Origin of the sequence: Microvirga mediterraneensis (assembly GCF_013520865.1) — a bacterium.
GTDB lineage: Bacteria > Pseudomonadota > Alphaproteobacteria > Rhizobiales > Beijerinckiaceae > Microvirga > Microvirga mediterraneensis.
Genome location: NZ_JACDXJ010000001.1, coordinates 2,382,394 through 2,400,130, shown reverse-complemented (window position 1 = coordinate 2,400,130; position 17,737 = coordinate 2,382,394). Strand labels below are relative to the sequence as shown.

Below are 17,737 nucleotides of genomic sequence, written 5' to 3'. Positions count from 1 at the left end.
CATGCACCTCCTCCCGGTCACAGCGATCTCCCTCGACGAAGGCGCGGAGGCCACGGACCTCCAGCAGCCGCCGGGGGACATCGTCGTCCTCTCCTTCGCGGACAGTGACCTCGGAGCGCTGGCGGCCGCGCAACGTCTGAAGGCAGGCGGGGCATCGCTCCGCCTCGCCTCGCTTCGCCGCCTGCGCCATCCTCTCTCCGCCGATCTCTATAGCGAGAAGACCGCATCGAAGGCGCGCTTCGTCCTCGTGCGCTGCCTCGGCGGCCTCGATTATTGGCGCTACGGCATCGAGCATCTCTCGCGGGCCTGTCGGGCTCATGGGGTGAAGCTTGCGGTGCTGCCCGGCGACGACCGCCCCGATCCCCGTCTCACCGCCTATTCCACCGTCCCCCAGGCGCTATGCGACGATCTGGAGGCCTATTTCCAGGCCGGCGGCATCGACAACATGCGCCGCCTTCTCGCGCGCGTCGAAGTCGAGATCGGCAACGTCGATGCCTTTGCAGAACCGCCGCGCATCGTGCCTCGCGCTTTTGCATGGGCACCCGAAGGATCTCCTGCAGACAGACATTTCAATCGCAGCCCTCATCCTGAGGAGCAGCCGTCAGGCTGCGTCTCGAAGGATCTTCCAGCGCACACTGGACCCTCCTTCGAGACGCCTGCTGCGCAGGCTCCTCAGGATGAGGGCTGTGGCGCCTTTCCCTCCCCCTTGTGGGGAGGAGAGTCTGACGGCAGCATCGTCGAGCCGGAAGTCATCCTCTCCCGCTTCTCAGACAAACGTCCCCTCGCCTATCTCCTCGTCTACCGTTCCGCCATTCTCTCCGGCGACACGCAGGCCGTCGAGGCGCTGTCAGCCGCACTGAAGGAGCGCGGCATCGACTGGCTCGTCCTTGCCGTGTCGAGCCTGAAGGATCCGGACGCGGTCGCCGTCGTTCGACGGGCGATCGAGGCGCGCCGCCCCGACATCATCGTCACGACAACCGCCTTCTCGTCCCGCGACGATGAAGCTTTCGTGCTCGACGGAGCCGATTGCCCGATCCTCCAGGCGATCCCCGTCGGCAGCCCCAAGGAGGCCTGGGAGGCCTCGCCGCGCGGGCTCTCCGCCGCCGATCTCGCCATGCAGATCGCGCTCCCTGAATTCGACGGCCGCATCGCCGCCGGGCCGATCTCGTTCAAGGCCGACGATCCCGCCGATCCGTCGCTCGCGTTCTCCCGCCGCATCCAGGCGCCGGACGCGGGCGGCATCGATGCCGTCGCGGACCTGGCCGCCGCATGGGTGCGCCTTGCCCGCGCGCCGCGTCACGAGCGGCGGCTTGCGCTGGTTCTGTCCGATTATCCCGCGCGCGGCGGACGCGCCGGTTTCGCCGTCGGGCTCGACACCCCGGCGAGCGCCTGCGCGATCCTCGATCATCTCGAACAAGCCGGATATGCGGCCGGGCGACGTTTTTCGGCAGAAGACCTCATGCCGCTTCTCACGGAAGGCGAGGCGCCGTTCGAGGTTCCGCTCTCCTGCTACCGCGACTGGCTCGACGCGCTGCCGACGGAACACCGCGCCGCCATCGACGAGCGCTGGGGTGCTCCCGAGAACGATCCCGCATTCGCCGATGAGGCTTTTCACTTCCGCGCGGTTCGCGCCGGAAACGTTCTCGTCGCGCTGCAACCGGATCGGGGTCACGGCCTCGACCGCAAGGGCTTCTATCACGACCCCGAATGTCCGCCGAGCCACGGCTATCTTGCCTTCTATCACGGTCTCAGAGTCCTTGAGCGCATCCACGTCCTCGTTCATCTCGGCACCCACGGCACCACGGAATGGCTGCCCGGCAAAGCCGTGGCGCTCTCCAATGTCTGCTGGCCGCGCCTCGCCATCGGCGCGGTCCCGGTGATCTATCCGTTCATCGTCGACGATCCCGGCGAGGCCGCACCCGCCAAGCGCCGCATCGGCGCCGTCACCATCGGCCATCTCACGCCGCTGACGGCGGAGGCGGGCCTGCACGGCGAGGCCGGCGCCCTGCGCGAACTGGTCGAGGAATTCTCCTCCGCCCAGGTGCTCCATCCCGGCCGGGCCGAACTCGTGGCGAAGGAGATTCTGGACCGCGCCCGGACGAGCGGCCTCGCATCGGCCTGTGGCGTCGAGGACGGCATGCCGATGGACGAGGCGCTGACACGGCTCGATGCGCATCTCTGCGACCTCGGGGAAGTAACGATCCGCGACGGGCTCCACGTGTTCGGCCACGCGCCCGATGGCTTCGAGCCCTGCTCCACCGGTGAGCGCGAAGGCCTGCTGAAGGCTCTCGACGGCCGCTTCGTCGCGCCCGGCCCGTCCGGCTCGCCCTCGCGCGGGCAGACCAACGTGCTGCCCACCGGCCGCAACCTCGCGACCCTCGACCCACGGGCGATCCCCACCCGTGCCGCAACGGAACTCGGGCATCGCGCGGCGACGGAAGTGGTGCGCCGCCACCTGCAGGAGGAAGGCGACTGGCCGCGCCGGATCGTGATGGACCTGTGGGCCTCTCCGACGCTGCGCTCCGGCGGCGAGGACATCGCGCATGCGCTCGCCCTGATGGGCGTGCGCCCGACCTGGGACCATGCCTCGACCCGGGTGACGGGCTTCGAGATCGTGCCCCAGCCGCTCATGGACCGGCCCCGCGCCGACGTGACCCTGCGCGTCTCCGGCGCCTTCCGCGATACCTTCCCGGATCAGATCGCGCTTCTCGATCAGGCCGCCCGCGCGGTCGCCGCGCTGGACGAAGACGACGAGTGGAACGAACTCGCCGCCGCGAGACGGCGCGGCGAGGCGCTGTCCCGCGTTTTCGGCTCCGCGCCCGGCACCTATGGGGCAGGCGTGTCCGCCCAGGCGCTCGACGGCGAATGGGCCGCGCGACACGACCTGGGGCGCACCTATCTCGACGGCACGTCCCATGCCTTCGGGCCCGGCGGCAAGGCCCGGGCCGATGGGAGCTTCCCTCAGCGGGTCGAGCGGGCCGAGGCCTTCGTGCATGTGAGCGACGTGGCCGAGCGCGACATCTTGGACGGCGATTCCGCCGCCGATGCTATCGGCGGCTTCGCGGCAGCGGCACAGAGGCTCGGCGCTTCGCCGGCTGTCTACAGCCTCGATACGAGCCGTCCGCAGCAACCGAAGGCCCGAACGCTCGGGGAAGATATGGACCGCCTCGTGCGCGGGCGCCTGACGAACCCGCGCTGGATCGCCGGTCAGCTACGCCACGGCTGGCGCGGCGCGGCCGAAATCGCCCAAGGGGTCGATGCGCTCTTCGCCTTCGCGGCGACCACGGATGCCGTTCCGTCAGACACCCTCGATCTCGTCTTCACGGCGCTGATCGCCGACGAACCCACCTGGACGCGGATCGAAGCCGCCAATCCGGCCGCCGCGCAGGCCATCCGCGACCGCCTTGCCGATGCGCGCCGTCGCGGCTTGTGGGCGAGCCGCCTCAATTCCGTTGCAGCCTTCTTCGACGATGAGCGCAAGGAGGCGGCCGAATGAGCGCGCAGCCGATCATCGAGAGGCGTCGCGGGTGGTGCCCGGGCGTGCGCCGCCCCATGGCGACCGGCGACGGGCTCCTCGTGCGCCTGCATCCGCTCAGTGGCAGGCTCACGGCCGGTCAGGCACGCATCATCGCCGAAGCGGCACGCACGTACGGCAACGGCCATCTCGACATCACCGCCCGCGGCAACCTGCAGATCCGGGGCGTGAGCGAAGGGACCTTTCCCGCCCTGCTCGCCCGGCTCGAACGCGAGGGCCTCGTGGAGCCGGAGGGCGACGGTCCGAACCGCCTCACCGCATTGTCCCCGCTCGCCGGTCTCGACCCGTTCGACCATGGCGATCCACTCGCCCTGGCACGGGCCATCGAGGATAAGGCCGTCCACCTCGACGGACTTCCGGCGAAGTTCTTCGTCGCGGTCGATGGCGGCGGCGCGATGCCGCTCGACGCCATCGGGGCCGATCTCCATCTCGTGGCGACAGGCAAAGGCGATGCCATAGCTTTCGGGCTCGCCACCGCCGAGGGACTTCATTGGATCGGCACCGCCGGTTGCGGCCGCGCTCCCGAGGCCGTGCTCTCCATCCTGGCGGGCTTCGCAGCCATGCGCCTCTCAGGCAGGACCGGGGCACGCCGGTTGCGCGACCTCGAGCCCGGCCTTCCCGAAGAACTCGCCACATCGGCGGCGCTCGCCCCCGCCGCAGTGCCCCAACAGCGCCCGGCCGCGATCCCGGCGGGCTTGCTTCCCACGACAAGCGGGCAGGCCGTTCTTCTCGCCCTGCCCTTCGGCCGCTGCCAGACAGCGCAACTGGACCAGACGGCTGCATGGAGCGAACGATTCGGCCGCGGCGAGATCCGCCTGTCCTTCACCCGTGGCCTTCTGCTGCCGGGCGTTGCAGGCGAGCATGTCGCGCCGCTGATGGCGGAAGCCGCCGATGCCGGCTTCATCACCGCCGCCGACGACCCTCGCCTGTCGCTGATCGCCTGCCCCGGCAAGCCCGATTGCGCGAGCGGCCTGACGCCTGCCCCTACGGACGCCCTGCGGATCGCCGAAACCTGCGGCGACGTCCTGACGCAAAGGATGTCCGTTCATGTCTCGGGCTGTCCGAAAGGCTGCGCCCATCCCGGAAAGGCCGATCTGACCCTGGTGGGACGCGCCGATGGCCGCTATGACGTCGTGCCCCACGGCTCCACCCGGGATATGTCCTCTCTCCACCTTTCCATCGACGAGATTATGACCCGTTTATTGCCGAAGACGTCCGACGCCCTTGGCCGCGCCCCGGAGCGCTCCCGATGAGCGACCGCGCCTATATCCGCGAGGGCGCGGAGATCTATCGCCGCTCCTTCGCGATCATTCGCTCGGAGGCCGATCTGTCGCGCTTCTCCGGCACGGCGGAGCGCGTCGTGGTGCGCATGATCCATGCCTGCGGCATGACGGACCTGCCGAAGGATGTCGAACTCTCTTCGGACTTCGCCGATGCGGCGGAAACGGCCCTGAAGCGCGGCGCGCCGGTCCTGTGCGACGCCAAGATGGTCGCGAACGGCGTCACCCGGGCGCGGCTGCCGGCAAACAACGAGGTGATCTGCACCCTCGACGATCCGCGCGTCCCAGGCCTCGCGGCCGAACTCGGCAACACCCGCTCGGCCGCCGCCATGGAGCTGTGGCGCGAGCGCATGGACGGCGCCCTCGTGGTCTTCGGCAACGCGCCGACGGCTCTGTTCCACCTGCTCGAAATGCTCGATGCCGACGCGCCGAGGCCCGCGGCGGTCATCGGCATTCCGGTCGGCTTCATCGGCGCGGCGGAATCGAAGGAAGCCCTCGCCCGCGACGGCCGCGTGCCGTACCTTGTCGTCCATGGGCGTCGCGGCGGCAGCGCCATGGCCGCAGCGGCCGTCAATGCGCTCGCGAACTCGGTCGAGTGAGCCGATGACCCGACAGGAACCCACCCGCCTCTTCGGCCTCGGCCTCGGTCCCGGCGATCCCGACTATATGACCGTCCGCGCCCGCAAGCTGCTGGAGACGGCCGACCGGCTCGTCCATTTCTGCAAGCGCGGACGACGCGGCAATGCGCGGACCATCGCGGACGCCGTCGTCGGGCAGAACCCGGAGCGCGAGATCGCCCTGGCCTACCCGGTGACCACCGAAATCCCGGCCGACCATCCGGATTACGCCGCAGCCCTCAACCCCTTCTACGAGGAAGCGGCCGCCCGTCTCCTCGCCGAGGTCGAGGCGGGCCGCACCGTCGGTGTCCTCTGCGAGGGCGACCCCTTCTTCTACGGATCGTTCATGCATCTCTGGTGGCGCTTGAAAGACCGGATGCCAATTGAAGTGGTACCCGCTGTCACTGCCATGTCGGGAGCCTGGACCCATGCCGGCGCGCCCATTACCTGGGGCGATGACGTGCTGACGGTCGTGCCCGGTACGCTGCCCGAGCCGGAGCTGATGCGCCGCCTGGCGTGTACCGACGCCGCCGTGGTGATGAAGCTCGGAAGCCACCTGCCGAAGGTCCGCGCGGCGCTGAAATCGACTGGCCTGTTCGAACGAGCCATCTACGTGGAACGCGCCACCATGGCGGAGGAACGGATCGTTCCCCTGCCCGATCTGCCCGAGGATTGGGACGCGCCGTATTTCTCCCTCATCATCGTGCCGGGGCAAGGGAGGCGCGTATGACGGGCGTCCTCACGATCGTGGGCCTCGGCCCGGGCGACCCGCGCTATCTGACTCCCGCCGCTGCCGAGGCACTCGCCTCGGCCACCGACATCGTCGGTTACGGTCCCTATGTGGACCGCGTGCCGGAGCGGCCGGATCTACGAAAGCATGCGTCCGACAATCGCGTCGAACTCGACCGGGCCCGCTTCGCGCTCGATCTCGCGGCGAAAGGCGCCAGCGTCGCCGTGGTGTCCGGCGGCGATCCCGGCGTCTTCGCCATGGCGGCGGCCGTGTTCGAGGCGGTGGAAAATGGCGATCCGTCCTGGCGCGGCCTCGACATCCGCGTGGAGCCCGGCATCACGGCGATGCTCGCGGCGGCGGCCCGCGTCGGCGCGCCGCTCGGCGGCGACTTCTGTGCCATGTCGCTCTCGGACAACCTGAAGCCCTGGGAGGTCGTCGAGGCCCGCTTGCGAGCCGCCGTTGCGGCCGATTTCACCGTGGCGCTCTACAACCCGATCTCCTCTGCCCGGCCCTGGCAGCTCGGCGCGGCATTCGAGATCGTCGCCGAAACGCGTGGGCCCGACACGCCGATCATCCTGGCCCGCGCGGTCGGACGGACCGACGAGCGGATCCGGATCGTGCCGCTCGCCGAGGTGGAAGCCTCCATGGCCGACATGTCGACCATCGTGATCATCGGCGCGTCCACCACCCGGCTGATCGAGCGGCCTGAGAGTGCGACGCCTTACGTCTACACGCCGCGCTCCTACGGAGTGCGGCCTTGAAGCCTCTTCAGCCAGTCGAGCGCCCCGTCGACACTCGCGACCTCCTCGACGCCGCGAGGCTTCTCGGGCCGCGCCACCATGACGACAGGAACGCCGAGCGCCCGCGCCGCCGCGATCTTCGGATAGGTCGCCGCGCCGCCGGAATTCTTGGTCACCACCACATCGACCCGCTCGCGCTGCATCAGCATGCGCTCGGCGTCTTCGTGGAACGGTGCGCGATCCTGAATGGCGACGACGTTCGGCACCGGCAGGGCATCGCCGATGGGCTCGATGGTTCGCACGAGATAGATGTGCTGAGCCGCCGCCGCGAAGGGAGCGAGTTCGAGACGTCCTACCGTGAGGAATACCCGCCGTGGGGCTTCGCCGAGCGCCTCGACGGCTGCCTCCATCGAAGGGACCTCGATCCAATGATCTCCGGCCTGCGGAGTCCAGGCCGGGCGGTGCAAAGCAAGCAGCGTAACCTGGACCTGCGCACAGGCTTCGGCGGCGTTGCGGGACATTACGGCCGCGAAGGGATGGGTCGCGTCGATCACGGCCTCGATCCGCTCCTCGCGCAGGAAACCGGCAAGCCCGGCCACACCGCCGAAGCCGCCGATGCGGGTCGGGATCGGCATGGGGCGCGGATCGCTGGTTCGCCCGGCCATGGACAGGAGCGGGCTGAGATCGGATCGGCCCGCGAGCCGCGCCGCGAGCGCGGAGGCCTCCGTAGTGCCGCCCAGAATGAGGATGCGCATGGGCACCTTTTCTCCGAATTTTGAGCAGGAGTCGAGCATGGCGCCGAACGGTCCCTGGCTCACCATTATCGGCATCGGCGAGGACGGTCGTGTCGGCCTTTCCCCAGCGGCTCTGTCTGCTCTCGATCAGGCGGAGTTCGTCATCGGCGGCACGCGCCATCTGGAGCTGGCCGCGCCCCTCGCCGGCCGGTCTCAACCATGGCCCAGCCCCTTCGCAGAGGCCTATGCGCTGATCCTCGCCCGTCGCGGCGAACCGACCTGCGTTCTGGCGACCGGCGACCCGTTCCATTACGGTGTCGGCGCGGAGCTTGCGCGGCTCATCCCGGCGGAGGAAATCGCCTGCTTTCCGCAACCGTCCGCTTTCAGCCTTGCAGCGTCGCGCCTGGGCTGGTCATTGCCGGAATGCGAGTGCGTAAGCCTGCACGGCAGGGCACTGGAACGGATTATTCCCCATCTGCAGCCGGGCGCCCGCATTCTCGCACTCTCCTGGGACGGATCGACGCCTGGAAGGCTCGCGGAATTGCTGAAGGCGCGCGGGTTCGGCGCCTCGACGATCACCGTATGCGAAGCCCTGGGCGGCCCGCGCGAGCGCATCCGCCGCGCGAATGCTGCCGATTTCACCCTTGCGGAGATCGATCCGCTCAACACCGTCGCCATCGACGTGGCGGCGGCCCGGGATGCGCGCATCCTCACCCTCGCGCCGGGCCTGCCCGATGTCTTGTTCGAGAATGACGGCCAGCTCACCAAGGCGGAAATCCGCGCCATCACCCTCGCGGCGCTCGCGCCGAAAGCCGGTGAGCTTTTGTGGGATATCGGCCTGGGCGCCGGCTCCGTCGGCATCGAATGGTGCCTGCGCCATCCCCGCAACCGCTGCATCGGGATCGAGGAGCGCCCGGAGCGTGCCGAGCGCGCCCGCCGCAATGCGCAGGAACTCGGCGCGACGGCACTGGACATCCGCATCGGACGGGCGCCGGAAGCCTTGGCCGACCTGCCTGCTCCGGATGCCATCTTCATCGGCGGCGGCGCTTCGGAGGCCGGTGTGTTCGATACCGCCTGGGCTGCGCTGAAATCCGGCGGGCGCCTCGTCGTCAACGGCGTCACGCTGGAGACGGAAACCCTGCTCGGATCGCTCTATGCGCGGTACGGCGGCGCGATGCGGCGCCTGGCGGTCTCGCGCCTCGAACCCGTCGGCGGCATGCATGGCTGGCGGGCCGCGATGCCGGTCACGCAATGGGTGGTGGTGAAGCTATGATCGTGGCAGGCATCGGATTCAGGCGCATCGCCGCCGCCGAGGACATCGTAGCGCTCGTGGAGCAGGCGCTGGAGCGTGCTTCGCTCACGCGGGTTTCCCTGGCGAAACTCGCGACGATCAAGGCCCTGGCCGATCTGCCCGCATTTGCGGAATCCGCCCGCAGGCTTGCGGTTCCTGCGGTTGTGATCGATGAGGGCGAGCTGTCCGCTGCGGCGCCGCGCGTGCAGACGCAATCGGCCCGGTCCATCGCGGCGCACGGGGTCGGCTCCGTGGCGGAAGCGGCGGCTCTCGCGGCCGCAGGACCTTGCGCCGCGCTCGTTCTGGCGCGCATCGCCGCCGCATCCGCCACCTGCGCCCTCGCGCGCCTGGAGATTGCTCCATGACCGTTCACTTCATCGGAGCGGGCCCCGGCGCCGCCGATCTCATCACCGTGCGCGGACGCTCGCTCGTCGAACGCTGCCCCGTATGCCTCTACGCCGGCTCCATTGTGCCGCCGGAGATCCTCTCCTGGTGCCCGCCCGGCGCGCGGCTCGTCGATACTGCCCCCCTCGATCTCGATGCCATCACGGCCGAGTACGTGAGGGCTCACGAGAGCGGCGAGGACGTGGCGCGGCTCCATTCCGGCGATCTGTCGATCTGGAGCGCCATGGGGGAGCAGCTGCGCCGCCTCGATGCGCTGGGCATTCCCTACACGATCACGCCCGGCGTTCCCGCTTTCGCGGCCGCAGCCGCCGCCCTGGGACGGGAGCTCACGGTGCCGGAGGTCGGCCAGTCGCTCGTCCTCACCCGCACCTCTGGCCGTGCCTCCGCCATGCCGGAGACGGAACGACTTGCCACGTTTGCGCAAACGAAGGCGACCCTTGCCATTCACCTGTCGATCCATGTGATCGAGCAGGTGGTCGCGGATCTGCTGCCGTCCTACGGGGCCGATTGTCCCACGGCTGTGGTCTGGCGCGCGTCATGGCCGGACGAGCGGGTCATCAAGGGCACGCTGTCCACCATTGCCGCCATGGTCCGCGCCGAGAAGCTGGAGCGCACTGCGCTGATCCTGGTGGGGCGGACATTGGGCGCAAGAGATTTCCGCGAGAGCGCCCTCTATTCGACCGGTTACGACCGCCGCTTCCGCCCGAGCGCCCGCGAGGACAAGCGATGAACCGGGTGGGGTCAGGCGACCGGGTGGAACGGCATTCGACCGACAAGCTGTCCTTCACGATCGAACACTGCGATCTCAAGAGCGATCTCGGCCCCGCGCAGGGCCTTGGCAGCCGTGCGCCAGGCATGCTGCGCCACGATGTCTCCGAGCGGCAGGCGGTGGCGCTTGGCCATGTCCAATACTTCGAGGGCCGTATTGGCGCCCCGGGCCGCCTGCACCAGGTCCGGATCGGCACCAGCCTCGGCCAGACGCCCGGCCAGCCAGTCGAGATCGACCGCGCCGGAACGGGAGTGCAGGTCGAGCAGCCCCTGCCCGAGCTTCGTCATCTTGGCGATGCCGCCCGCGATGGTCACGCGCGGGACCGGGTTGCGGCGCAGGTATTTCAGCATGCCGCCGGCGAAGTCGCCCATGTCGATGAGGGCATGGTCCGGCAGGTCGTGCAGGATCTGCACGGCCTTCTCGGAGGTCGAACCTGTGGCGCCCGCCACATGATCGATACCACCTGCGCGGGCCACATCGATGCCCCGGTAAATGCTGTGGATCCAAGCCGCGCAGGAATAGGGCACCACCACGCCGGTCGTGCCGAGGATCGACAGGCCGCCGAGGATACCCAGGCGTGGGTTGAGGGTCTTTTGCGCGATCGCCTCCCCGCCCGGAATGGAGACCTCGACCTCGATATCCACGGGTCCGCCGACGCTGCGCGCCGCTTCCTCCAGGTTGTCGCGGATCATCTGGCGCGGCACCGGATTGATCGCCGGCTCGCCCGGCGGCAGGGGCAACCCCGCGCGGGTGACCGTCCCGACGCCCTCGCCGGCGCGGAACGTGACGCCGGAGCCCGGCGCGCCGGCCCGGATTGTCGCGACCACCAGGGCGCCATGCGTCACGTCCGGATCGTCGCCCGCATCCTTGACGATTCCCACCCGGGCGCCGCCCTCCTGGAATTCGTGCAAGGCCAGGGAGAAGGACGGCCGCGCTCCGCCCGGAAGCACGATCTCGACAGGGTCGGGACAGTCGCCCGTCCGCCATCCCAGATACGCCGCCTTGGCCGCCGCCGTGGCACAGGCGCCCGTGGTCCAGCCACGGCGCAACGATCCGGCGGGTTTACTCTCGTCCATACGCCCTCTTACATCGTCCCCATGAATTCCAACAGCCGCTTCATGGCCCCCGGCCCCGTCCGGAGGCCCGCATGACCTCCCTGTCCCGCCTCTCGCCCCCCTTCGCGCCGGGCACGGTCTGGCTCGTCGGTGCCGGACCGGGCGATCCCGGCCTGCTCACGATCCATGCCCTGAACGCCCTCGCGGCGGCCGACGCCATCGTGTACGACGCTCTCGTCGATCCGGCCGTGCTGGCCCTGGCCCGCGAGGGAGCCAGCCTCGAATTCGCCGGCAAGCGCGGCGGCAAGCCCTCGGCCGTTCAGCGCGATATCTGCGAGCGGCTGGTCCAGCTCGCCCGCGAGGGCAAGCGGGTGCTGCGGCTCAAGGGCGGCGATCCCTTCATATTCGGGCGCGGCGGAGAGGAAGCGCTGGCCCTGTCGGATGCCGGGATCTCCTTCCGCATCATTCCCGGCGTGTCGAGCGGCCTCGCCTCTCTCGCCATCCACGGCGTTCCGGCGACCATGCGCAAGTCGAACCACGCGGTCATCCTCGCAACCGGCCATGCCGCTCCGGATTCCGAGATCGAGTGGGCCTCGCTCGCCCGCACCGGCGCACCCATCGTGCTCTACATGGCGGTGTCGAGCCTCCCCTCCATCGTGGAGCGGCTGATGGAAGGCGGCCTTGCCGGCGATACGCCCGCCCTGGCCGTGCACGGGGCGACGACCGCCAAGGAGGGCGTCGTGGAAGGCACCCTCGAAACCCTGCCGAAGCTGGCGGAAAAAGGGCTCATCCGCTCGCCGGCCATCGTGGCCATCGGGGCCATCGCGGCCTTCCGCTCGGCCATCGCCAATCACCTGCTCGAGTTCGGCAGCGAGGCCGCCCAATGAGCCTTGCGCCGGGACTGCTCATCGCGGCGCCGCGCTCCGGTTCCGGCAAGACGACCATCGTGCTCGGGCTGCAGCGCGCCCTGGCCCGCCGGGGCCTGCGGGTGCGCGGCATAAAGTGCGGGCCCGATTACATCGATCCGGCCTTCCACGCCGCCGCCACGGGCGCGCCGAGCTTCAACCTCGACAGCTTCGCCATGAGTACGCCGCTCCTGGACGCCCTTGCATCCCAGGCGACGGACGGTGCGGACATTGTCCTTGCGGAAGGCTCAATGGGGCTCTTCGACGGCATCCGACAGGAGACCGGCCGGACCGGCGCCAGTGCCGATATCGCGGCCCTGTTCGGCTGGCCGGTGATCCTCGTCCTCGACGTATCGGGCCATGCGCAATCGGCCGCCGCCGTCGCGCTGGGCTGCGCTCGGTTCGACCCGCGGCTCGAGGTCGCCGGGGTGGTGCTGAACAAGGTGGCGAGCGACCGTCACCGCAAACTGGTCGAGGACGGCATGGCGCGGATCGGACTGCCGGTCCTCGGTGCCGTGCCCCGCAATGCCGAGATCGTTCTCCCCGAGCGTCATCTCGGCCTCGTCCAGGCCGGTGAGACCGACGAGCTTGGCAGACGACTGGAACGTCTTGCCGATACAGTTGAAACATCCCTCAACCTCGACCGCCTCATCTCCCTCGCGAGTCCGGCCCGGCTTCGATCAGACGGGAGCGCCAGGCCGCTGCCGCCTCCGGGACAGCGCATCGCCCTGGCTTCGGACCAAGCCTTCTCCTTCGTCTATCCGCATGTGCTCGCGGGCTGGCGCGCCGCCGGAGCGGAGATCGTCCCCTTCTCGCCCCTTGCCGACGAGGCCCCGCCGGAGGATTGCGACGTCTGCTGGTTGCCGGGAGGGTACCCCGAGCTTCACGCGGGGCGCATCGCCGGGGCGAGCCGCTTCCTCGACGGTCTGCGCCGCTTCGCCGAGACCCGGCCGGTCCACGGCGAATGCGGCGGCTACATGGTGCTGGGCGGATCCCTGGAGGACGGCGACGGGATCACGCATCCCATGGCGGGCCTCCTGCCGGTCGAGACGAGCTATGCCAAGCGCCGGATGCATCTCGGCTACCGGGTGGCGCATCTGCTCGGGGACGGCGCCATGGGCCGGGCGGGGCAGCGCCTCGTCGGCCATGAGTTCCATTATGCCTCGGTGACCCAGAGCGATCCTTCGCGGGAGGTCGCCTTCGCGACGATCGCGGATGCGGAGGGCAACGATCTGGGCATAGCCGGGCACCGCATCCGAAACGTGACTGGAAGCTTCTTCCACGTGATCGCTCACGGATAACGGCATCGTGACGCAACGTGTGCCGGAAGTGTCAAATCGTCATCGTTTCGCCTCAGCCATCCGTCTTGATCCGGGGCGAAGCCTGGAAGGGGTCGGGGAGAACATGCAGGCTTGATGGGTTTCGAGGCGACATTCCCGGTCGCCCGGCATTCGCCAAGCTCCCGTTCATCGCATCCCAGGGCATTGGAGGCGCGAATGAAAGAGGCATTCCACATCGGACAGCTCGTCCGGATCTCCAGGTCGTTCTCAGGCAGCTCGGATCAGCGGGTCTATTGCATCGTCTGTCTCGTGGCGGACGAGGATGAGGCGCTGCTCTACCGCATCAAGAACACGGTCGGCATCGAGCGCGTCGTCACGTCCCGGGAGATCGAACCCGCCGCGCTGACCGCCGTGCCGTAACGGGCGCGCCCTCCCTCGCGGAGGTCGCTGAGATCCGTCGCTGTATTAGCCCATGGTAGCGGTGGCAGGCACCTTGCCGTCCCCAGACGGGCGCGACAGAATACCCCCCACAAAGCCCGAAACGGGCAAGCCGGCACAGATCGGCGAACGCATGGGACATCCCGTGCGCCAGAGGAAGCGAAGCCATACCACGCGTCTCGACGCGCGGCTGTCAGGGAGGTTGACGTCGTTGACGACGGCTGCGGATGCGCGCGCGGATACATTCCCGAAATTGCTGGCGCGCAATGCGCGCGTACGCCCGACGCGCACCGCGTTTCGGCACAAGGATCTCGGCATCTGGCAATCCTGGACCTGGGGCGAGGTGCACGACATCGTCCGGGCCTATGCCTGCGGCCTGCAATCGCTGGGCCTGAAGCGCGGCGGCAAGATCGCCATCATCGGCTACAACCGCCCCTATCTCTACTGGACCATCTGCGCCGCCCAATGGCTCGGCGCGATCCCGATCCCAGTCTATGCGGATTCCGTCGCCGAGGAGATGGCCTATGTGCTGGCCCATGCGGAGGTGACCCACGCGGCCGTGCAGGACCAGGAGCAGGTCGACAAGATCCTGTCCGTGTCGGACCAGCTGCCGCAGCTCGAGCGGGTGCTCTACGACGAGCAGAAGGGCTTGCGGGACTATGACCACAGCCGGCTTCATTCCATCGAATCCGTCGTGGCGGAAGGCCGCGCCCGCCTGGCCGATGCGCAGGAGGCGGCGGCCATCGAGCAGGCGCTGCAGGACGGCAAGGGCTCCGACCTCGCCATCATCCTCTACACCTCCGGCACGACCGGCCGACCGAAGGGCGTGATGCTCGCCTCCGACGCGGTGATCGCCGCCGCCGAGATCGGCTGCGACTTCGACAAGCTCGACGAGACGGACGAGATCATCGCCTACCTGCCCATCGCCTGGGTCGGCGACCACATCTTCTCCTATGCGCAGGCGATCCTCTCCGGCCTCTGCGTCAACTGCCCGGAAAGCCCCGAGACTGTGGCGGAGGACCGCCGCGAGATCGGCGCCACCTACGTGTTCGCGCCGCCGCGCGTCTTCGAGAGCATGCTGACGCTGACCATGGTGCGGATCGAGGACGCGGGCGCCCTCAAGCGGCGCATGTTCCACTTCTTCATCCGGCACGCCAACAAGGTGGGCGAGAGGATCCTGAACGGGGAGCCGGGAATCGGCGCCTGGGACCGGCTGCTCTGGCAGGTCGGCAACGTGCTGGTCTATGCACCGCTCCGCAACCGCTTCGGGATGACCCGGGTGAAGGTCGGCTACACGGCGGGCGAGGCCATCGGGCCGGAGATCTTCCGCTTCTACCGTTCCATCGGGGTGAACCTGAAGCAGCTCTACGGGCAGACGGAGGCCTCCGTCTACATCACCATGCAGCCCAACGGCGAGATCCGCGCCGACACGGTGGGCCGCCCCGCTCCGCAGGTTGAGATCCGCATCGCCGACAACGGCGAGGTCCTCTACCGCTCGCCGGGAATCTTCGTCGGCTATTACAAGGACGACGAGAAGACGGCCGAGACGAAGACGCCGGACGGCTTCGTGCATTCGGGCGATGCCGGCTTCTTCGACCAGAACGGCCATTTGAAGATCATCGACCGGGCCAAGGATGTGGGCAAGATGCGCGGTGGCGCGCTGTTCCCGCCGAAATACGTCGAGAACAAGCTGAAATTCTATCCCAACATCAAGGAAGCGGTCTGCTTCGGCGACGGGCGCGACTATTGCGCGGCCTTCATCAACATCGATCTCGTGGCGGTGAGCAACTGGGCCGAGCGGAACGGCGTGACCTATGCGTCCTACCAGGAACTCGCCGGCCATCCGCTGGTCTACGACATGATCGGGAAGCACGTGGACGAGGTGAACCGGTCGCTCGCCACCGAGCCCCGCATGGGCGGCGCCCAGATCAGGCGCTTCCTCATCCTGCACAAGGAACTCGATGCAGACGACGGCGAGCTCACGCGCACGCAGAAGGTGCGCCGCGGCTTCATCGCCGACCGCTACGCCCCGCTCATCACGGCGCTCTACGACGGCTCCTCCGAGGCCGACATCTCGACCGAGGTCACGTTCGAGGACGGTCGCAAGGGCGTGATCTCCGCGCGGGTGAAGATCAGGGACATGAAGGTGTATCCCGTCGAGAGCGGCACCGTGCTGGAGGCTGCGGAATGAGAGCACCCGACAATCCCGTCCTGGGCAAGGGCGACGTGCTGCTCGCCGTGGACAACGTCTCGCTCGGGTTCGGCGGCGTGAAGGCGCTCACCGACGTGTCGTTCGACATCCGCAAGAGCGAGATCCGCGCCATCATCGGACCCAACGGCGCGGGCAAGACCTCGATGCTCAACTGCATCAACGGCTTCTATTATCCCACGGAAGGCCGCATCACCTTCAAGGGCATCAAGCGCCCGAAGATGCGGCCTCACGAGGCCGCGCGCGGCGGCATCGCCCGCACCTTCCAGAACGTGGCTCTCTTCAAGAGCATGTCGACCCTCGACAACATCATGGCCGGCCGTTCGATCAAGATGCATTCGAACTTCTTCTGGCAGCTCTTCCGCCATGGCCCGGCCATGAAGGAGGAGGTCGAGCACCGGCGTTTCGTCGAGGAGATCATCGACTTCCTGGAGATCCAGCACATCCGGAAGGTCCCTGTCGGGCGACTGCCCTACGGCCTTCAGAAGCGGGTCGAGCTCGGGCGGGCGCTCGCCATGGAGCCGGAACTGCTGCTTCTCGACGAGCCCATGGCAGGCATGAACCTCGAGGAGAAGGAGGACATGTCGCGCTTCATCCTGGAGGTGAACCAGCAATACGGCACCACCATCGCGCTGATCGAACACGACATGGGCGTGGTGATGGATCTCTCCGACCGGGTCGTGGTGCTGGAATACGGCCGCAAGATCGCCGACGGCACGCCGTCCGAGGTCAAGAGCGACCAGCGCGTCATCGACGCCTATCTCGGCGTGGCGCATTGAAGGGTTCCTGACCATGGACATGCTCTACAAGGTCTTCATCGAACCCTTCGTCTTCATGGGCGAGGCGCCGGATCTTTTGATCCAGACCCTTTGGGAAGGCCTGGTCTCTGGGGTGCTCTACGCCCTGATCGCCCTCGGCTTCGTGCTCATCTTCAAGGCCTCCGGGGTGTTCAACTTCGCGCAGGGCATCATGGTCGTGTTCGCGGCCCTGATCCTGGTCGGCCTGTACGAGAAAGGTGTCCCGGCCTTCCTGGCGCTCATCCTGGCCGCCCTCGCCATGCTCGTGCTCGCCATGGTGGTGGAGCGGGTGGTGCTGCGTCCGCTCGTCAACCAGCCCGACATCATCCTCTTCATGGCGACCTTCGGGCTGACCTATTTCCTCATCGGCTTCGGCGAACTCATCTTCGGCGGCAACCCGCGCGAGATGATCACGGAGCAGCTTTTCCTGCCCCAGGGAACGACGGAGATCGCTGCCTTCGGCGGCTCCATCCGCCTGCAGCATCTCGATATCGCGGCGGCCGTCATCGCGTCGATCATGATCGGCCTGCTCGCCGTGTTCTTCTCCAAGACGCGCATCGGCCGGGCGCTGCGCGCGGTGGCCGACAGCCACAAGGCGGCGCTCTCCGTGGGCATCTCGCTCAACCAGATCTGGGTCATCGTGTGGTTCGCCGCCGGCATCGTGGCGCTGGTGGCGGGCATCATGTGGGGCGCGCGCTCGGGCGTGTCGTTCTCGCTCCAGATCATCGCCCTCAAGGCGCTCCCGGTCCTGATCCTCGGCGGCTTCACGTCGATCCCGGGCGCCATCATCGGCGGCCTCATCGTCGGGGTCGGCGAGAAGCTCGGGGAATTCTACTGGGGGCCACTCGTCGGCGGCGGCGTCGAGACGTGGCTCGCCTACGTCATCGCCCTCCTCTTCCTGCTCTACAGGCCGCAGGGTCTGTTCGGCGAAAAGATCATCGAACGGATTTAG

Annotated in this window: 16 protein-coding genes; 14 read left to right on the top strand and 2 right to left on the bottom strand. The window is 68.4% G+C overall.

The genetic code is table 11. The features are described 5' to 3' along the window. The first annotated feature begins 1 nt into the window (after position 1). The 5 genes from cobN to cobJ are packed head-to-tail and all read left to right on the top strand — an operon-like array spanning position 2 to position 6,923. A complete protein-coding gene (cobN, locus tag H0S73_RS11265) occupies positions 2-3,496 on the top strand; it encodes a cobaltochelatase subunit CobN (RefSeq protein ID WP_181052239.1) in 3,495 nt (1,164 codons plus the stop codon). Continuing rightward, positions 3,493-4,788 carry a precorrin-3B synthase gene (cobG, locus tag H0S73_RS11260; RefSeq protein WP_181052238.1) on the top strand — a complete coding sequence of 432 codons (1,296 nt, stop codon included), beginning with the start codon at positions 3,493-3,495 and terminating at the stop codon, positions 4,786-4,788. The genes cobN and cobG overlap by 4 nt, the downstream gene beginning before the upstream one ends. After that, positions 4,785-5,414 (top strand): precorrin-8X methylmutase, encoded by a 630-nt coding sequence (locus H0S73_RS11255; RefSeq protein WP_181052237.1) that lies wholly within the window; start codon positions 4,785-4,787, stop codon positions 5,412-5,414. The genes cobG and H0S73_RS11255 overlap by 4 nt, the downstream gene beginning before the upstream one ends. A 4-nt stretch (positions 5,415-5,418) precedes the next feature. After that, positions 5,419-6,162, top strand: a complete 744-nt coding sequence (locus tag H0S73_RS11250) for a precorrin-2 C(20)-methyltransferase (protein ID WP_181052236.1) — start codon at positions 5,419-5,421, stop codon at positions 6,160-6,162. Next, positions 6,159-6,923: a precorrin-3B C(17)-methyltransferase gene (cobJ, locus tag H0S73_RS11245; RefSeq protein WP_181052235.1), complete on the top strand. Its 765-nt coding sequence runs from the start codon at positions 6,159-6,161 to the stop codon at positions 6,921-6,923. The genes H0S73_RS11250 and cobJ overlap by 4 nt, the downstream gene beginning before the upstream one ends. On the opposite strand, the gene H0S73_RS11240 is transcribed toward cobJ, so the two are convergent. After that, positions 6,905-7,657, bottom strand: a complete 753-nt coding sequence (locus H0S73_RS11240; RefSeq protein ID WP_181052234.1) for a cobalt-precorrin-6A reductase — start codon at positions 7,655-7,657, stop codon at positions 6,905-6,907. The genes cobJ and H0S73_RS11240 overlap by 19 nt on opposite strands. Positions 7,658-7,694: 37 nt before the next feature. Between H0S73_RS11240 and cbiE the strand changes: the two genes are divergently transcribed. Genes cbiE through cobM form a run of 3 tightly spaced genes read left to right on the top strand, consistent with a single transcriptional unit; the run spans position 7,695 to position 10,062 of the window. Then, positions 7,695-8,909, top strand: coding sequence for a precorrin-6y C5,15-methyltransferase (decarboxylating) subunit CbiE (gene cbiE, locus H0S73_RS11235; RefSeq protein WP_181052233.1), 1,215 nt, complete (start codon positions 7,695-7,697; stop codon positions 8,907-8,909). After that, the gene (locus H0S73_RS11230; RefSeq protein ID WP_246388827.1) at positions 8,906-9,292 is read left to right on the top strand and encodes a cobalamin biosynthesis protein; all 387 of its coding nucleotides are present in this window, start codon (positions 8,906-8,908) and stop codon (positions 9,290-9,292) included. Before cbiE ends, H0S73_RS11230 begins: the two co-directional genes overlap by 4 nt. Then, on the top strand, positions 9,289-10,062 hold the full coding sequence (gene cobM, locus H0S73_RS11225) for a precorrin-4 C(11)-methyltransferase (protein WP_181052231.1): 774 nt from the start codon (positions 9,289-9,291) through the stop codon (positions 10,060-10,062). The genes H0S73_RS11230 and cobM overlap by 4 nt, the downstream gene beginning before the upstream one ends. An 11-nt stretch (positions 10,063-10,073) precedes the next feature. On the opposite strand, the gene H0S73_RS11220 is transcribed toward cobM, so the two are convergent. Then, a complete protein-coding gene (locus tag H0S73_RS11220) occupies positions 10,074-11,177 on the bottom strand; it encodes a cobalt-precorrin-5B (C(1))-methyltransferase (RefSeq protein ID WP_181052230.1) in 1,104 nt (367 codons plus the stop codon). 71 nt (positions 11,178-11,248) lie between these two features. Between H0S73_RS11220 and cobA the strand changes: the two genes are divergently transcribed. The 6 genes from cobA to H0S73_RS11190 all read left to right on the top strand — a co-directional run bounded on the left by cobA (position 11,249) and on the right by H0S73_RS11190 (position 17,737). After that, a complete protein-coding gene (gene cobA, locus H0S73_RS11215; protein ID WP_181052229.1) occupies positions 11,249-12,043 on the top strand; it encodes a uroporphyrinogen-III C-methyltransferase in 795 nt (264 codons plus the stop codon). Next, complete coding sequence (locus H0S73_RS11210) at positions 12,040-13,362, top strand: cobyrinic acid a,c-diamide synthase CobB (protein WP_181052228.1); 1,323 nt, start codon at positions 12,040-12,042, stop codon at positions 13,360-13,362. Before cobA ends, H0S73_RS11210 begins: the two co-directional genes overlap by 4 nt. A gap of 195 nt (positions 13,363-13,557) precedes the next feature. Then, a complete protein-coding gene (locus tag H0S73_RS11205; RefSeq protein ID WP_181052227.1) occupies positions 13,558-13,761 on the top strand; it encodes a hypothetical protein in 204 nt (67 codons plus the stop codon). A gap of 229 nt (positions 13,762-13,990) precedes the next feature. Further along, positions 13,991-15,970: an AMP-dependent synthetase/ligase gene (locus tag H0S73_RS11200; protein WP_425488189.1), complete on the top strand. Its 1,980-nt coding sequence runs from the start codon at positions 13,991-13,993 to the stop codon at positions 15,968-15,970. Beyond that, positions 15,967-16,767, top strand: coding sequence for an ABC transporter ATP-binding protein (locus H0S73_RS11195; protein ID WP_181052226.1), 801 nt, complete (start codon positions 15,967-15,969; stop codon positions 16,765-16,767). The genes H0S73_RS11200 and H0S73_RS11195 overlap by 4 nt, the downstream gene beginning before the upstream one ends. Before the next feature lie 13 nt (positions 16,768-16,780). After that, positions 16,781-17,737, top strand: coding sequence for a branched-chain amino acid ABC transporter permease (locus H0S73_RS11190; protein ID WP_202049796.1), 957 nt, complete (start codon positions 16,781-16,783; stop codon positions 17,735-17,737).

Bases quoted from the DNA above. Each gene is read 5' to 3' on its own strand.
- cobN (WP_181052239.1), top strand. From the start codon at position 2: ATGCACCTCCTCCCGGTCACAGCGATCTCCCTCGACGAAGGCGCGGAG.
- cobG (WP_181052238.1), top strand. From the start codon at position 3,493: ATGAGCGCGCAGCCGATCATCGAGAGGCGTCGCGGGTGGTGCCCGGGC.
- H0S73_RS11255 (WP_181052237.1), top strand. From the start codon at position 4,785: ATGAGCGACCGCGCCTATATCCGCGAGGGCGCGGAGATCTATCGCCGC.
- H0S73_RS11250 (WP_181052236.1), top strand. From the start codon at position 5,419: ATGACCCGACAGGAACCCACCCGCCTCTTCGGCCTCGGCCTCGGTCCC.
- cobJ (WP_181052235.1), top strand. From the start codon at position 6,159: ATGACGGGCGTCCTCACGATCGTGGGCCTCGGCCCGGGCGACCCGCGC.
- H0S73_RS11240 (WP_181052234.1), bottom strand. From the start codon at position 7,657: ATGCGCATCCTCATTCTGGGCGGCACTACGGAGGCCTCCGCGCTCGCG.
- cbiE (WP_181052233.1), top strand. From the start codon at position 7,695: ATGGCGCCGAACGGTCCCTGGCTCACCATTATCGGCATCGGCGAGGAC.
- H0S73_RS11230 (WP_246388827.1), top strand. From the start codon at position 8,906: ATGATCGTGGCAGGCATCGGATTCAGGCGCATCGCCGCCGCCGAGGAC.
- cobM (WP_181052231.1), top strand. From the start codon at position 9,289: ATGACCGTTCACTTCATCGGAGCGGGCCCCGGCGCCGCCGATCTCATC.
- H0S73_RS11220 (WP_181052230.1), bottom strand. From the start codon at position 11,177: ATGGACGAGAGTAAACCCGCCGGATCGTTGCGCCGTGGCTGGACCACG.
- cobA (WP_181052229.1), top strand. From the start codon at position 11,249: ATGACCTCCCTGTCCCGCCTCTCGCCCCCCTTCGCGCCGGGCACGGTC.
- H0S73_RS11210 (WP_181052228.1), top strand. From the start codon at position 12,040: ATGAGCCTTGCGCCGGGACTGCTCATCGCGGCGCCGCGCTCCGGTTCC.
- H0S73_RS11205 (WP_181052227.1), top strand. From the start codon at position 13,558: ATGAAAGAGGCATTCCACATCGGACAGCTCGTCCGGATCTCCAGGTCG.
- H0S73_RS11195 (WP_181052226.1), top strand. From the start codon at position 15,967: ATGAGAGCACCCGACAATCCCGTCCTGGGCAAGGGCGACGTGCTGCTC.
- H0S73_RS11190 (WP_202049796.1), top strand. From the start codon at position 16,781: ATGGACATGCTCTACAAGGTCTTCATCGAACCCTTCGTCTTCATGGGC.